Source organism: Ruania rhizosphaerae (genome assembly GCF_009805705.1).
Classification (GTDB): Bacteria; Actinomycetota; Actinomycetes; order Actinomycetales; family Beutenbergiaceae; genus Ruania; species Ruania rhizosphaerae.
On record NZ_VSMB01000017.1, the window covers coordinates 1 to 14,562 of the forward strand.

Annotated in this window: 15 protein-coding genes; 11 read left to right on the forward strand and 4 right to left on the reverse strand. The window is 67.8% G+C overall.

Going from position 1 to position 14,562, the window contains the following annotated elements:
- Positions 1-314 precede the first annotated feature (314 nt).
- The 4 genes from FV560_RS17950 to FV560_RS17965 all read left to right on the forward strand — a co-directional run bounded on the left by FV560_RS17950 (position 315) and on the right by FV560_RS17965 (position 4,303).
- Positions 315-1,541: an ATP-binding protein gene (locus FV560_RS17950; protein WP_159622974.1), complete on the forward strand. Its 1,227-nt coding sequence runs from the start codon at positions 315-317 to the stop codon at positions 1,539-1,541.
- Positions 1,542-1,699: 158 nt separating this feature from the next.
- Complete coding sequence (gene arsB, locus FV560_RS17955) at positions 1,700-2,830, forward strand: ACR3 family arsenite efflux transporter (RefSeq protein ID WP_159622976.1); 1,131 nt, start codon at positions 1,700-1,702, stop codon at positions 2,828-2,830.
- Positions 2,827-3,888, forward strand: a complete 1,062-nt coding sequence (locus tag FV560_RS17960) for a metalloregulator ArsR/SmtB family transcription factor (RefSeq protein WP_159622978.1) — start codon at positions 2,827-2,829, stop codon at positions 3,886-3,888. Before arsB ends, FV560_RS17960 begins: the two co-directional genes overlap by 4 nt.
- On the forward strand, positions 3,881-4,303 hold the full coding sequence (locus FV560_RS17965; RefSeq protein ID WP_159622980.1) for an arsenate reductase ArsC: 423 nt from the start codon (positions 3,881-3,883) through the stop codon (positions 4,301-4,303). The genes FV560_RS17960 and FV560_RS17965 overlap by 8 nt, the downstream gene beginning before the upstream one ends.
- A gap of 105 nt (positions 4,304-4,408) precedes the next feature.
- Here FV560_RS17965 and FV560_RS17970 read toward each other — a convergent pair whose 3' ends face one another.
- The gene (locus tag FV560_RS17970; protein ID WP_159622982.1) at positions 4,409-5,194 is read right to left on the reverse strand and encodes a nucleotidyltransferase domain-containing protein; all 786 of its coding nucleotides are present in this window, start codon (positions 5,192-5,194) and stop codon (positions 4,409-4,411) included.
- Positions 5,195-5,418: 224 nt separating this feature from the next.
- On the opposite strand from FV560_RS17970, the gene FV560_RS17975 reads away from it, so the two are divergent.
- The gene (locus tag FV560_RS17975) at positions 5,419-6,591 is read left to right on the forward strand and encodes a Cmx/CmrA family chloramphenicol efflux MFS transporter (protein ID WP_159622984.1); all 1,173 of its coding nucleotides are present in this window, start codon (positions 5,419-5,421) and stop codon (positions 6,589-6,591) included.
- 160 nt (positions 6,592-6,751) lie between these two features.
- Here FV560_RS17975 and FV560_RS17980 read toward each other — a convergent pair whose 3' ends face one another.
- Positions 6,752-7,108 carry a winged helix-turn-helix transcriptional regulator gene (locus FV560_RS17980; protein WP_200837782.1) on the reverse strand — a complete coding sequence of 119 codons (357 nt, stop codon included), beginning with the start codon at positions 7,106-7,108 and terminating at the stop codon, positions 6,752-6,754.
- A gap of 83 nt (positions 7,109-7,191) precedes the next feature.
- Between FV560_RS17980 and FV560_RS17985 the strand changes: the two genes are divergently transcribed.
- Positions 7,192-7,971, forward strand: coding sequence for an NAD(P)H-dependent oxidoreductase (locus tag FV560_RS17985; RefSeq protein ID WP_159622986.1), 780 nt, complete (start codon positions 7,192-7,194; stop codon positions 7,969-7,971).
- Between the two features lie 212 nt (positions 7,972-8,183).
- Positions 8,184-9,008, forward strand: a complete 825-nt coding sequence (locus tag FV560_RS17990; RefSeq protein ID WP_159622988.1) for an oxidoreductase — start codon at positions 8,184-8,186, stop codon at positions 9,006-9,008.
- A gap of 45 nt (positions 9,009-9,053) precedes the next feature.
- Here the strand turns inward: FV560_RS17990 and FV560_RS17995 are convergent, their stop codons facing one another.
- Positions 9,054-10,037: a linear amide C-N hydrolase gene (locus FV560_RS17995; RefSeq protein ID WP_159622990.1), complete on the reverse strand. Its 984-nt coding sequence runs from the start codon at positions 10,035-10,037 to the stop codon at positions 9,054-9,056.
- Between the two features lie 169 nt (positions 10,038-10,206).
- On the opposite strand from FV560_RS17995, the gene FV560_RS18000 reads away from it, so the two are divergent.
- Positions 10,207-11,652 (forward strand): choice-of-anchor A family protein, encoded by a 1,446-nt coding sequence (locus FV560_RS18000; protein WP_159622992.1) that lies wholly within the window; start codon positions 10,207-10,209, stop codon positions 11,650-11,652.
- Here FV560_RS18000 and FV560_RS18005 read toward each other — a convergent pair.
- Positions 11,619-12,956 carry an alpha-amylase family glycosyl hydrolase gene (locus FV560_RS18005; RefSeq protein ID WP_159622994.1) on the reverse strand — a complete coding sequence of 446 codons (1,338 nt, stop codon included), beginning with the start codon at positions 12,954-12,956 and terminating at the stop codon, positions 11,619-11,621. The genes FV560_RS18000 and FV560_RS18005 overlap by 34 nt on opposite strands.
- A 146-nt stretch (positions 12,957-13,102) precedes the next feature.
- Between FV560_RS18005 and FV560_RS18010 the strand changes: the two genes are divergently transcribed.
- The 3 genes from FV560_RS18010 to FV560_RS20180 are packed head-to-tail and all read left to right on the forward strand — an operon-like array spanning position 13,103 to position 14,537.
- The gene (locus tag FV560_RS18010; RefSeq protein ID WP_420853389.1) at positions 13,103-13,504 is read left to right on the forward strand and encodes an ArsR/SmtB family transcription factor; all 402 of its coding nucleotides are present in this window, start codon (positions 13,103-13,105) and stop codon (positions 13,502-13,504) included.
- On the forward strand, positions 13,501-13,992 hold the full coding sequence (locus FV560_RS20175) for an SRPBCC family protein (RefSeq protein WP_200837784.1): 492 nt from the start codon (positions 13,501-13,503) through the stop codon (positions 13,990-13,992). Before FV560_RS18010 ends, FV560_RS20175 begins: the two co-directional genes overlap by 4 nt.
- Positions 13,989-14,537, forward strand: coding sequence for a TIGR03086 family metal-binding protein (locus FV560_RS20180; protein ID WP_200837786.1), 549 nt, complete (start codon positions 13,989-13,991; stop codon positions 14,535-14,537). Before FV560_RS20175 ends, FV560_RS20180 begins: the two co-directional genes overlap by 4 nt.
- Positions 14,538-14,562 lie beyond the last annotated feature (25 nt).

Genomic DNA, 14,562 nt, shown 5'->3' on the forward strand with positions numbered 1-14,562 from the left:
TGACCCACCTACTCGCCAATCCGCCCGAAGTTGCATTGACCCCTTGACATCGCCGGCCCAGACGCCGTGGAAGTCAGCGTTCGGCGGGGGAGTTCAACGAGGAGTATGCGGCCGAGCGGCGGCACGACGTCGCGTACCTGGCGGGGCGGGGGATCGAGCAGTTGGTGGCGCTGCCGCCGCGGTGATCTCGTGCGCCCGGCAGGAACGTGTGGGAAGGCAGGTCGCGATGTGAGCGCCCCCAGATGTGTAAGTTTGGCAGTCGCGAATGTGTAAATTTAGCAGCGCCGCGTGCGTAAACTTGGTATCGTCGGTCCATGTCGAGCGGTGCTTACACGACGCGGATCGTTGATCCCGTACTGGACGAGCTGCTCGACAACGCCCCTGCGGTCCTCATCACTGGTCCCCGCGCCTGCGGCAAGACCACGACTGCGGGACGTCGCGCGCAGACGATCGTGCGGCTGGACGTTCCCGCGGAAGCGGCGCAGTTTCATAGTGATCCCGATGCAGCGCTGCGTCGGCTCGAGCCTCCTGTGCTCATCGATGAGTGGCAGAACGTTCCGGCGGTGTTACCGGCGATCAAGAGGCTGACCGATGAGGGTTCCGAGCCGGGTGGATTCATCCTGACCGGGAGCATCCGCTTCCATCACGCGCCTGAGTTGTGGCCGGGCACCGGGCGAATCGCACGGTTGCGCATGTTCGGCCTGACGGAAGCCGAACTGGCCGGGGGCCCTGACCTGGACGTGCTCATCCCCAGGCTGGTCGACGGCGAACTTCAGGGGCCGCGCTCGCCAGAGGACCTTCCCGGGTACCTCAGCCGCGCGGTGCGCGGCGGCATGCCGACGCCTGCGCTGGGCGAGCGCACGGGGGCGCGTTGGTACGGCGACTATCTCGAACAGTTCGTCGACAGCGATCTCGCCTCGGCCGGTGCGACAGTCGACGGTGGTCGATTGATGGCGTACCTCATGGCCCTGGCCGAGAACACAGCAGGTGCGCCCAGCGATGCGACTCTCTACACGGCCGCTGGAGTCACGGCGAAGACCGCCCGCCGCTATGACGAGTTGCTCGCCGGACTCGGAATCGTCGATCTCGCCCCGGCATGGACGACGAACCGGATCAAGAGGCTCTCCTCCCGCCGCAAGGTTTACATGACTGATACCGGCCTCACGGCCGCAGCGTTGCAGGCGGACGTGGACGACATCCTGGCGGACGGCCATCTGTTCGGGCGGATGATCGATTCGTTCGTTGCCGCCCAGCTTCGCCCGGTTCTCGCCGCGACGCGGCGGCGAACGCTGCACCATGTGCGGTCCTCCGATGGTCGGCACGAGGTCGACCTCCTGATCGACCTCGGGCATCGGGGAGTGGTCGCCATCGAGATCAAGGCTGCTGCGGCGGTGACCGCGAAGGACGCGCGCCATCTCACGTGGTTGCGGGACAGTCTCGGCTCACGATTCGCGCGCGGCATCGTGCTGCACACAGGGCCGACCACGTTCGAGCTGGGTGATCGGATCGTTGCTGCACCGATCAGCGCGCTCTGGGCATGAGTGCGAGCGATCGAGTGCGGATTCGTCCTCACTTCTGCAGTATTTGAGGAAGTTGCAGAAGTCGGCGTGGACGGATGTGACGGGCGGGCGCGGTGAGCTCGGGGTGGGTGGGAGTGCGACGCTTGACGCACTGTATCGATATCCATCAATATTGAGTCATGTCGATACAGCAGGCTCCCGCTCGCCTCTCCGCCCTCGACCGTGGCCTCCCGCTCTGGATCGGCCTCGCGATGGTCGCCGGGCTGGTCCTCGGCCGCTTCGTCCCCGCGCTGAGCGAACTGCTCGCCCGGCTCGAGATCGGCGGGATCTCCCTGCCGATCGCGCTCGGCCTGCTGGTGATGATGTACCCAGTGCTGGCCAAGGTCCGCTACGACAAGGTGGCCGCCGTCACCGGCGACCGTAAACTCCTGCTCGCCTCGCTCGCGCTGAACTGGCTGCTCGGCCCGCTGCTGATGTTCGCCCTGGCCTGGATCTTCCTCGCCGATCTGCCCGAGTACCGCACCGGTCTGATCATCGTGGGCCTGGCCCGGTGCATCGCCATGGTGGTCATCTGGAACGACCTCGCCTGCGGGGACCGGGAAGCGGCTGCCGTGCTCGTCGCCCTCAACTCCGTCTTCCAGGTGCTCGCCTTCAGCCTCCTCGGCTACTTCTACCTCGCCGTGCTGCCCGACTGGCTTGGCCTCGAGGGTGCTGCCCTGGACGTCTCCATGGGGAAGATCGCCGTCAATGTGCTCGTCTTTCTCGGGATACCGCTCCTGGCCGGCTTCCTCTCTCGCCTGATCGGTGAACGCGCCCGCGGACGCGACTGGTACGAGGAGCGCTTCGTTCCCCGCATCGGACCGTGGGCCCTCTACGGTCTGTTGTTCACCATCGTGCTGCTGTTCGCGCTCCAGGGCGAGGCGGTCACCTCCAACCCCTGGGACGTCGTCCGCATCGCCCTGCCGCTGCTCGTCTACTTCGCACTCATGTGGGGCCTGGGGATGGTCACCGGCAAGGCTCTCGGGCTGGGCTACGGACGGTCCACCACCCTCGCATTCACGGCAGCCGGCAACAACTTCGAACTCGCGATCGCCGTGGCGATCGGGACGTTCGGAGCCACCTCCGGGCAGGCGCTCGCCGGCGTCGTCGGCCCGCTCATCGAGGTCCCTGTGCTCGTGGGCCTCGTCTATGTCTCCCTGTGGGTCGGCCGCCGTTGGTGGGGCCATGATCCACGCAGCCCTCGGGGCTCACAGGGCGACACCACCGTCACCGTTGACACCCCCACCTCCCACGAGGAGATCCGCTCATGACCACCTCCGAGCTCCAGCCCCTGTCCACCGACCCCGACTGTGCCCCGGCCCTCGAAGCGCGCGCCATCGACCGCTCCGTCGCCGACCAGGTTGGCGCCGCCCTCAAGGCGCTCTCCGATCCGCTCCGGTTGCGGATGCTTTCCTTCATCTCCGCCGCTCAGGGCGGCCAGGCGTGCGTGTGCGATCTCACCGCGCTCACCGACCTGTCCCAGCCGACCGTCTCCCACCACCTCAAGGTGCTCCGCGAGGTGGGCGTGCTCACCAGCGAGCGCCGCGGCACCTGGGTCTGGTACTCCATCACCCCCGGGTACCGCAGCGCCGTCACCGCGCTGCTCGACTCTTTCGCCCCGGCGGCGCTCGCCGCTCACGGCGACTCCCCGCATCTGACCGGTCTGACCGATGTCGAGCTCGCGCTGGAACACCTCACCACTGCGATGACCGGCCGATTCGCTGACGTCGACGCCACTCTTGTGCGGGCGATCGTCCGGGAGTCCTACACCGGGCTCGCCCGTACCGCCACCATCAGCGCCCACCTGGTGCCGCTCACCGAGCGCTTCGCCCGTCAGCGCCTGGTCGACATCACCCGTGACCGCGCGAGCACCCCACCCCAGGTGCTGTTCGTCTGCGTGGCCAACGCCGGCCGCTCCCAGCTTGCGGCGGCTCTGGTACGGCACTACGCCGGAGACCGGGTGACCGTCCGCTCGGCAGGGTCCACTCCGGCGTCGGAGATCCACGCGGGCGTGCGCGACGCGCTCGATTCTCTCGGCACTGCCGCCGACGCCTTCCCCAAGCCGCTCACTGACGACGCCGTCCGCGCCGCCGACGTGGTCGTGACCATGGGCTGCGGTGACGTCTGCCCGGTGATCCCCGGCGTGCGCTACGAGGACTGGCAGGTGGGTGACCCGGCCCTCGCCTCGGCCGCCGGCGTCGCCGCCATCCAAGCCGAGATCGACTCCCACGTGCGCGAGTTGCTCGCCACCCTCGTACCCGATCTGACCATTCCCGACGGTGGCCCTTCCGCCGCCCAGTCCACCCATCTTGAGGAGAATGATGACTGACAAGCCCAGCGTCCTGTTCGTCTGCGTGCACAACGCCGGGCGCTCGCAGATGGCCGCCGGCTTCCTGCGTGCACTCGGCGGTGACGGCGTCGAGGTCCGGTCGGCCGGGTCGGCGCCGGCGGATCAGATCAATCCGGTCGCGGTGGAGGCGATGGCCGAGCTCGGCATCGACATCACCGCCGAGCAGCCCAAGGTGCTCACCACCGACGCCGTCCAGGCCTCCGACGTCGTGATCACGATGGGCTGCGGGGACGCCTGCCCGATCTTCCCCGGCAAGCGGTACGAGGACTGGGAACTGCAGGACCCCGCCGGGCAGGGGATCGAGGCCGTGCGCCCGATCCGGGACGAGATCCGGGGACGCATCGTCGCGCTGCTCGAGGACCTGGGCGTGGTGGCGGCCGCCGTCCCGAACTGACGGCCCTCAGGCATGTCGTGCCAATAGTGGCGCGGCGTGCTCCTGGCCCGTCTGTTGTGTACCCGCTGGCTGGGGCGGTGACCTCCCGTCGGTCGTACCGGAGGATCACGCATACTCCGGTGGCATCCGGCCCGAGTACCAGCCGAGCTCATTGTCCCGGACAAAGGTGGACAGCGTCTGCTCCTTGCTGAGCGGCCAAGGGTGGAATGACTCCAGCAGGTCCATGTAGGCCTTCCCGGACTCCATGCTGGGTTGGTGCAGTAGCTCGGCTGCCGCACGCGCATACTCGTCGGGCACATGCCCGGCCGAAGCGAGCATCTCGTCCAGGTATTTGTGCCCCTTGAACAGGGTCCGGTTCAGGGCAAGCAGCGCCCGGCCACCGGCGGTGACGGCGTGGACAGCGGCATGGTGCAGCAGATGAGTGTTGTCGAGTATGACCGCCTGCTTCAGGAAGTAGCCACCATGCAGCCGCGCCTGCGCGATGAACGACGCCATCCGGTCCTCCCAGAGGTCCGCGGGCAGCACCGGAATCGCCGCGACCACCTCTTCCAGACCCTCTATCCGAGACCAGGCAACCCGCGCGCCGATCATCGAATGGCGCATCGCATCGTCCCCGTCCCGTGCTGCCCGGCGCAGGAAGTCGGCGCTCGCCACCTTGATGTCGACGTAGCCACCGTCGTAGGTGGCCACGTCCCGGACGACGTAGCTCAGTCGGTTCTGCTCCCACGCCTGAGCGAACGCCTCCTCGGTCAGGACGAGCTGGACGTCCACATCGGAGTCGGGGCGTTCGGTCCCGTGGGCTACTGATCCGGTGACCACCACGCCCACTGCGTCAGGGTCGTGGCGGACGTGCTCGACGAAGGCGGCGAGGGTGTCCTGGTGATGCTGCATGGTGAAAACCTATTGCGTGCGAGCAGGCGGGTCGACGTAGTGTTCAGGGCATGTCCACCCCTGAGGCATCCACGGTGGGGCTGCCGGTCACGCCGTCAGTCCCTGAATCACTGAGTTGAACCATTGAGCTGAGCCGCAGCGCCTGCTGAGGTGCACACGGATCCGGGCGCTGGCCGCGGTGACGAGACGACCCCTGTTCGCTCTCTCCCACCCGGAGTTCTTCGATGCCTCGTCCGCTGTACCTCCTTGCCCTGGCGATCTTCGCCATGGGGACCTCAGAGTTCATGCTCGCCGGCCTCATCCCGGACATCGCCGCCGACCTCGATGTGACGGTGGGTGCCACCGGCCTGCTCACCTCAGCCTTCGCCGTCGGGATGGTGGTGGGCGCACCCCTGACGGCGGCCCTCGCCCGCCGCTGGCCCAGCCGCAGGGCACTGCTCGGGTTCCTGCTGCTCTTTGGCGCCGTTCACGTACTCGGTGCCCTGACTCCCAGCTTCGGCGTCTTGCTCGCCACCCGGGTGGTGGCCGCACTCGCCAACGCCGGATTCCTCGCCGTGGCTCTGCGCACAGCTGCCACCCTGGTGGCTCCCGAACAGACCGGGCGAGCGTTGGCGGTCCTCCTGTCCGGTATCACCGTGGCCACGGTGGCCGGTGTGCCCGGTGGAGCGCTTCTCGGTTCGATGCTGGGCTGGCGCGCCACGTTCTGGGCGATCGCGGTGCTCTGCCTACCGGCTGCGGTCGGCATTGCGCTCGGCCTGAAGCCGCACGACGGCGCGCCGGCAGTCCGGCAGGTGTCGTTGCGGACGGAGATCGCCCAGCTGCGCCGGCCAGGCCTGGTGATGGCCATGCTGCTCGGATCCCTGGTCAACGCTGCCACTTTCGCCACCTTCACCTTTCTGGCTCCGATCGTGACCGACGTCGCGGGGCTCGGAAGCTTGTGGGTCTCGGTGGCGCTGATGTGCTTCGGAGTGGGCTCGTTCTCCGGTGTCACGGTCGCGGGCGGGTTCTCAGATCGCCGCCCCGGTGCGCTCATCGGATTCGGAACCCCACTGCTGCTGATCGGTTGGATCGCGGTGGCCATGACGAGCGGTTCACCGGTGGCCCTGATCGTCCTGGTGTTCATCCAGGGGATGCTGTCCTTCGCCGTGGGCAGCACGTTGATCACGCGCGTGCTGTACGAAGCGGCTGGCGCTCCCACCATGGCTGGTTCGTATGCCACGGCGGCGCTCAACGTCGGTGCCGCCGCTGGCCCCGCCCTGGCGGTGGTCGCGCTCGGGATCGGCGGTGGCCCACTCAGCCCGGTGTGGGTGAGCGCGGCGCTGGTGGCTCTCGTGGGCGTCGGCCTCGTGTCCTGGTGGTTCAGCACGCTCCGGGGATCGTCTCGCCAGTTGTCGTAAGCAATCGAGCGACGGTAGTGCCCTGCCTCCCTCGCCGGGAGAATATCCACGTAGTGCGGGTTGTGCATCAGACCGAGCCACATTGCCGAACGGGTCCACGACTCGAAAGCTGGTGACGTGGTGTGGCGACGATTGATCTGGGTGCCGTCGGGTCGCCGGCTCAGGCTTGGCGGACCTGCCACGCGGTCTCGGCCTCCCGGCTGAGTACAGCACCCCACGCATCCATGGCCGCTACGACCTCCCGCAGCGAGGCCCCGAGCTCAGTGAGGCTGTACTCCACCCGCGGAGGCACCTCGGCGTACACCTCACGATGCACCAACCCGTCCGTCTCCAGCTCACGCAGCTGGCGTGCCAGCGTTCGCTCGCTCACTGGGCCGACCGCGCGGCGCAGTTCGCCGAATCGGAATGTGCCCGCGAGCAGATGCTTGACGATGGTGAGCTTCCACGCACCGCCCACGGCGCTGATCGCCACCTCGACCGGGCAGACCTCCAGAGCATTGATCACCGATGCGCGCATGACCTCCATACTTACACAACTGTCGGTACATGCAATCCAGGACCGTACTTGTGCCTAGTCGTGGTACCACGTCAGATGGAGTCATGACCGACACCTCATCCGCCCTCTGGCTCTCCGCACACCCCACCGACCGGTCCCTCAACGGCGCCCTCCGCGCCGCGGGCGTGGCGCACCTGAGCCGGGACCACGCCGTCGCCACCTCCGACCTGTACGCCATGGGTTGGCAGGCCGCTCTCACCGAGGACGACCTCGGAGGCGTGGGTGGTGACCAGACCTTCGGCACCCGCACGCGGGAGGCGCATCTGGCTGGCACCCTCGCTCCGGACATCCGGGCCGAGCAGACCAAGCTGCGGGAATCCGACCTTCTGGTGCTGCAGTTCCCTCTCTGGTGGGGCGGGATGCCGGCGATTCTCAAGGGCTGGTTCGACCGGGTGTTCGTGAACGGGTTCGCGTTCAACGTCACCAACGCGGCCGGTCGCACGTTGAAGTACGGCGAAGGCGGTCTGGAGGGGAAACGAGCACTCGTCGTGGTCACCGCCGGGGACCGTGAGCCGTCGTTCGCCGCTGGGGGAGTGAACGGGCATCTCGAGGCACTGCTGTTTCCGTTGCTGCACGGCATCCTCTGGTACACGGGTATCCAGCCGCTGCGCCCACACCTGATCGCCGCGACCGACCGGCGCGAGTTCGCAGGGCTCAACCATGAGCGTGAGCGCCTCCTGACGCGGCTGGACGGATTGCCCGCCGAGGAACCGATCGATTACCGCACGTTGCGCCATGGTGGCTACGACCGGGACCAGCGCCTGGTCACCGACGCCGCACCGCTGGACCTGGGGATCCACGAGTGCGTCGCCGTCCCGGCCTGACGGTGCGGCCCGCCGTCTCGGTAGGCGCCATGGTCCGTCGCTTCCACTGCGGGTTGGCGACGGATGGTGGCGCCTAGGACGCGGGGGTCTGTCAGGTGGGTGCCATCCTCTGTCGGTTCCGGGACCACATACCGACGATGGGTGGCACCTCGCGGTGGGAGGGGGCACCCGGCATGATGGGAGCGAGGAGTCCCGACGGCGAGGAGCAAGCGATGAACGAGAAGGTCGCCCTGGTCACCGGGGCTTCGTCCGGGATCGGGGAGGTGGTGGCTCGCCGCCTCGCTGAGCAGGGCTACGTCACCTACGGCGCCGCCCGCCGCACCGACAGGATGAAGCCGCTGGCCGCCGTCGGTATCCGCACCCTGAGCCTGGACGTGACGGACGAGGACTCCACAAGGGACGCCGTCGGGCAGATCCTGGCCGAGACCGGGCGCTTGGACGTCCTCGTGAACAACGCCGGCTACGGCTCCTACGGGGCGATCGAGGACGTGCCGATCGACGAAGCCCGGCAGCAGTTCGAGGTGAACGTGTTCGGTGCGATGCGGCTGGCCCAGCTGGTGGCGCCGACGATGCGGGAGCAGCGGTCGGGCCGGATCGTCAATATCTCCTCGATGGGTGGTGAGATCTACACCCCGCTCGGCGGCTGGTACCACGGAACGAAGTTCGCCCTCGAAGGCCTCAGTGACTGTCTGCGCCTGGAGCTCGCTCCGTTCGGGGTGGACGTGGTGGTGATCCAGCCTGGCGGGATCCGCTCCGAGTGGGGCACCATCGCGGCCGAGAATGTCGTTCGCACCTCCGGGTCGGGACCCTATAGGAGGCAGGCGAGCGCCGTGGCGGGGATGCTCGCTGCGAGCGGGGAGCGGGACTCGTCCCCGGACGTGGTGGCTGACGCCGTCGAGCGGGCCGTCACGGCCACCAGGCCGCGCACGAGATACGCCATCGGTTTCGGGGCCAAGCCCTTGATCGGGCTGCGACGGGTGCTGCCGGACCGGGCGTTCGATGCGCTCATGCGGCGGATGGCCACCATGGTCGGGTAGGAGGACCTGCGCCGGAGATTGCCCGAACCGTTCCGCAAGGGTGACTCACTCAGGGCCGGCGAACGGGAAGGGCGCGGCAGGCTCGAAGAGCGCTGACGCGTCGCCGCCCTGTGCCGGCGGCAGGCCCCCGGTGAGGTCGAGTTTCTGCGGTGACGCCGACTCGGAGAAGTCGAGGTCGCTCAGGTCGACCCAGATGACACTGGGCCAGAGCACCGAGTCGAAGTAGTACCGGCCATCCTTGTGGTCGGCCACGGTGCGCCACCGCGTGGAGGAGATGTTCGGCTGGCCCGGTGTGGTGATTCCGTACGGCACCGAAGCGTTGCGGATCACGCCGAACACGGCGGCCGTCGCAATGGTTCGGTCCTCAACCTGAGGGACGGCGTTGACGTAGAAGCTCGCCCGTACATACCGGTCGGCGGCACGATTGGTCCCGGGCATCATCACGGTGCCACCGATCTCGTCCCAGTAGCTGTTGATCGCGAGCTGCTGCGCATAGGGCGGCGAGTTCGTCATCACCTGGTAGGACCGATCATGGTGGACCGTGAGCTCACCGTCGAGGTATTCGAAGATGGCGCTGTCGCCGCTCGAATCGGACAGGGCGAGGTGCATCGTGGCGTCCCGCTCCTGACCCGGCACGGTGGAGGTGGCGACGGTGAAGGTCTCGGCGGAGAGTTCCCTGACCGCCTCGGCGACGGTCGCGAAGTTGTCGAGGGCGTACTGTGCCCATGCCGCGATCGAGAGTGTGGGCCGGCGTTCGTGCGGATCCGGGTACCTCGACTCAACCAGCCACAGAGCATTGGCGACGAGTCCCTTCTCGTTCATGCCATCGGCGGTTGCCAGCTCGTAGGCACTGGAGACGACACTGCCGTAGCGAGAGGTCCAGGTGATCGAGTGGGGGCCGGCGGCGCCATCGCGCTTCATCCCCCGGGGGAACAGCCAGATGTTGGTGCCCAGGTCCACGTTCCAGTCCATCGACCGCGCCGTGATGACGCGGTCACCTTCACCCAGGTAGACAACTCTCGTGCACATCACGGGATCCTTCCGGTTGATGCGGGCGCAGGGCGCCAATGCTGTGCCCCCGACGGCATCCAGTCTTGCGCCACCGTGCGCCTCGATCAAGCCCAACGAGGACGTCGCATGCAGGGTGCGCTTCGGCCGAGGGCTAGAAGTTCGTCGACTCGTGCGCGAGGATGCAGAGATGCTGCACAAGCCGCGTACCCGCATGACGATGGCCGGAGGGCTCCTCGCTGCTGTTGGTGCCACCCTCCTGGTGGCCCAATCCGCTGTGGCCGCGCCAGGCGACACCATCGGACCGCTGAACCCGGTGACCTATCCGCTCGGGCAGTCGACGTCCGAGCGCCCCGCGAACAGTAATTTCCTGGTGTTCGTCGAAGGGGATGTGCAGCTGAACGCCGATGAAGCCGAAGGAACGATGGCTCTCGGTGGGGATCTGTTGTTCGCGTCCTCGTACAACGTCATGAGCCCACGTGAGACCTTCACGGCGCCTGGCGACACTGTTCCGGTGGCCCTGTTCGTCGGCGGCGGAGTGGACTGGTCCGGCGGGCCCCAGGTGCTCTCGGTGCTCGGCGGTGGGTACGTGAAGATCGCTGACACCAGCACCTACGACGCCTTCAACACCGACTCGAACGGGGCGAACGTGAACGCCCGCGTCGTTCCGCCCGGGGCAAGCTATGAATCGAGCCCGCCACGTATCGATCTCACCTCGCCGCAGTCGCCGGCCTCCATCAGCGCTCCCGTCTCGGCGGACCTGGTCGACATCGAGACCGCGTTCGAGCATTACCGGCCGACATCGACGTTGCTCGGTCAGTGCGCTCCCACCGTGCAACTGCTGAACCGCGACGACGGCTCCCCAGTCGCGTCCCCCCTCGCCCCTGGGGCTAACGTGCGCCTGCCGATCGAATCCGACCAGACCAACGTCCTGAACATCACCACCGATGACCTGGCGAACATCGCGGAGATCAGCTTTCCGGACCCGCCCACCGCATCCTCACCGCTCCTGGTGAACGTCGTCGGCGCCTCGTTCGCGGGCGCGTTCCCGAACCAGGCCGGAGTCGGAGAGGCGGATGCGCCGTCGATCCTCTACAACTTCGTCGACGCGACCTCCGTCGTCGTCAATGGGGGCGACAGCGTGAACGGGACGATCTACGCGCCCCACGCCGTGCTCAACTGGCAGGTCACTCAGAACATCGCCGGGAACGTGATCGCCGCATCGTTCATCCATGGCATCCCGACTCAGGCTCCGCCGGGGGTGCCGCGCGAAGTGCATGACTTCCCGTTCGCCGCTGAGTTGACCTGCCGTGAGGCAGGTGCCACGCCCACGCCGACCCCCACCGTCACCGCCACCCCAACGCCCACGCCGACCCCCACCCCAACGCCCACGCCGACCCCGACCCCCACTCCCACCCCGACCTCGGTACCCAGCCCCACCCCTGGGCCCTCGGCATCCCCTGGGCCGGTGGAGCCATCCGAGCCCGGAGGGGGCGACGGCCCCGGCACCCTGCCAGACACGGGCGGACCGATCGATGGGGTGACCGCGTCAACGGTCGGCCTCACGCTGCTCGCCGGCGGCTTGGTGCTCGTGGCTGCGGCTCAATTGCGGACGCGGCGCCGCGATCGGGTGTGAGGCGCCGCCACCCCCTTCGTCGAGGCAGCCGTCTCGGTGACCGCCCACCCGTGCGGGCCGACCACCAGCTCCTCGCCATCCAGCCCGGCGTCGTGGCCGGCGAGGACGGTGCCCGCACCGGGGGTGCGTACCTCGCTGTCGCCGATATTCAGACATACGATCAGCGCCTGGTCCGGGCCGGCCACCTCTAGGGCGATCGTGTCATTCCCGACGGCGACCGTCCGGCTTCGCGCGGTGTGTAGCCAGGGGTGCCGCCTGCGTAGGCCGATGAGCTCCTGGTGCAGGGTGAAGACCTCCGGCTTCGCGCCGTCGATCTCGTCGCGGCTGGCGCCGAAAGCGGGCCGGATGGCATCGTCCCCACCGAACCGCTCCTCCTTGACCGCCTGGAGGCCCAGCTCATCGCCGTAGTACACCGAGGGGGTCCCTCCGAGGGTGAACAGCAGGGCGATCGCATGCGGGAGGTGACGCGCGTCCTCGACCTGGCTGGCGATCCGCGTGACGTCATGGTTGCCCACGAACGTGTAGGGCACGAAGGCGTCCAGGAAGGCGTTGTGCCGGCCGAGTGCGTGGTCGAGCTCGTGGAAGTTGCGGTCGGCGATGGAGTGCCAGATGCCTTGCCACAACTCGTACTGGGTGACGGCATCCAGGCCGCCGTCGCGGGTGAATGCGACGTAGTCGCCGTGCAGTACCTCACCCATCACGTAGACCTGCGGGTGGCGCTCGCGGACGGCGGGTAGCACCGTGGTCCAGAACTCCACCGGGACGCTGTAGGCGGCATCGAGACGCCACGCATCCACACCTCTGTCACACCAATAGGTCATGACATCAGTGACCAACGTGGCCACCTCGGGTGCGCCATGGTTCACCGTGATCAAGCCGCCGTGCCCCTCGAAGGTGACCGGTCCGCCGTCGGGGTTCTGCGCGAACAGGTGCGCCTCGGGGGAGGCGGGGTCCTCGCGGGCGGCGAGCAATGCCGGGAACTCGGGGCCGACATGATTGAACACGCCGTCGAGCATCACCTGGATTCCCCGGCTGTGGGCGGCATCGATGAGTGCGACCAGATCGGCCTCGGTGCCCAGGCGCGGATCGATGCGGAAGTAGTCGATCGTGTCGTAGCCGTGCGTGGAGGACTCGAACACCGGTCCCAGTGCGAGCCCGTTCGCCCCCAGCTCGAGCAGGTGGTCCAGCCATCCGATCAGGGCGGGCAGCCGGGTGGCCGGAGTGCGGTCGGCGCCGGTGGTGTCCGTTCCCAGGAAGCCCAGAGGGAAGACGTGCCACCAGATGGTGTGCTCGGTGGAACTCATACGTCAACGTACAACGCGCCCGGGGGCGTCTGACATACCGCCGGCAGACTGACACACGGCTGGCCGGGGTGATCCGTGTGTCAGTCTGCCGAACCTGCGTCAGCCGGTCACCGTATTCAACCAAGAGGTTGACAGCGATCGAGTCCGTGCCTACGCTCGTCGTATTCAACCAATCAGTTGAGGAGGCGAGTCTTGTGGCGGATCGGCTCTCCCACGTGTTCCAGGCACTCGCAGACGACACCCGGCGCGACATGGTCGCCCGGCTCGCCACTGGTGACGCGACGGTCGGGGAGCTCGCCGAGCCGTATGACATGAGCCTGCAGGCCGTCTCCAAGCACCTGAGGGTGCTCGAGGATGCCGGTCTGGTGAGCAGACGCAAGGAAGCGCAGAAGCGTCCTGTGCACCTGGAGGCGGAGGTGCTCGATCTGATGACCGGATGGATCGAGCGCTACCGGCGCCAGGCGGAGGAGCGGTTCCAGCGCTTGGACGCACTCTTGGCCGACATGGCCGACGACGAGAACCCACACCACGAAGGAGCAGCATCATGAGTACCACCACCCGCGAAGCGCAGATCGAGGCCGACCCCACCATCCCCGTCATCACCATCACCCGCGAGTTCGACGCCCCGCCCGAGCGCGTCTACCGCGCGTGGGCCGAGCCGGAGCTGGTGAAGCGGTGGATGGGCCCTCGGTCGGTCGAGATGGACATCGCGACATGGGATTGCCAGACCGGGGGCAGCTACCGCTACAACGCCATCCAGAACGGTGAGGTAGTGGCGCACTTCTTCGGCTGCTTCCACGACGCCATCCCGGGGGAGAAGCTCGTGCAGACCTTCGGGTTCGAGGAGATGCGTGACGCCGTCGCCCTGGAGATCATGACGTTCGAGCCGCTCGAGGGCGGCCGCACGCGGATCGTGTCCAAGTCGATCGTGGAGTCGATGGAGGCGCAGCAGGGCATGCTCGCCAGCGGTATGGAGGTCGGTATCAACGAGGGCTACGAGAAGCTCGACGAGCTGCTCGCCGAGGGCGCGGTGTGACTCCCGCAGAGGAGCATCGCCGGATCGCCGGGGTGTTCGCCGACCGGGTGCGTGGCACCCGGGACTGGGACGCCCCGGCCCCGGTGGGAGGCTGGACTGCTCGGGATGTGGTGCGTCACCTCCTCACCTGGTTCCCCGGATTCCTCAAGGCGGGGGCCGGGATCGAGCTGCCCGCCGGCGATGTGGATGCCGATCCCGTGGCTGCCTGGCAGGTACACGCCGACGGCGTGCAGGCACTGCTCGATGATCCGGCGACGGCGGAGCTCACCTTCTCCAATCCTCACACCGGGGAGCTTCCGCTCGCCCAGGCGATCGACCAGTTCTATACCGCCGACGTGTTCATGCACACCTGGGACCTGGCGCGTGCGACGGGGCAGGACGAAAGGCTGGATCCTGAGAAGTGCCGGGAGTTGCTCCGCGGGATGGAGCCGATCGAGGAGCTGATCCGCGCGAGTGGCCAGTACGGTCCGCGGGTGGACGTGCCGGAAGGCTCAGACGTACAGACGCGGTTGCTGGGGTTCATCGGGCGGGACCCGCTGGGCTGAGACCGCTACCGGTGGGTCCAGCAGG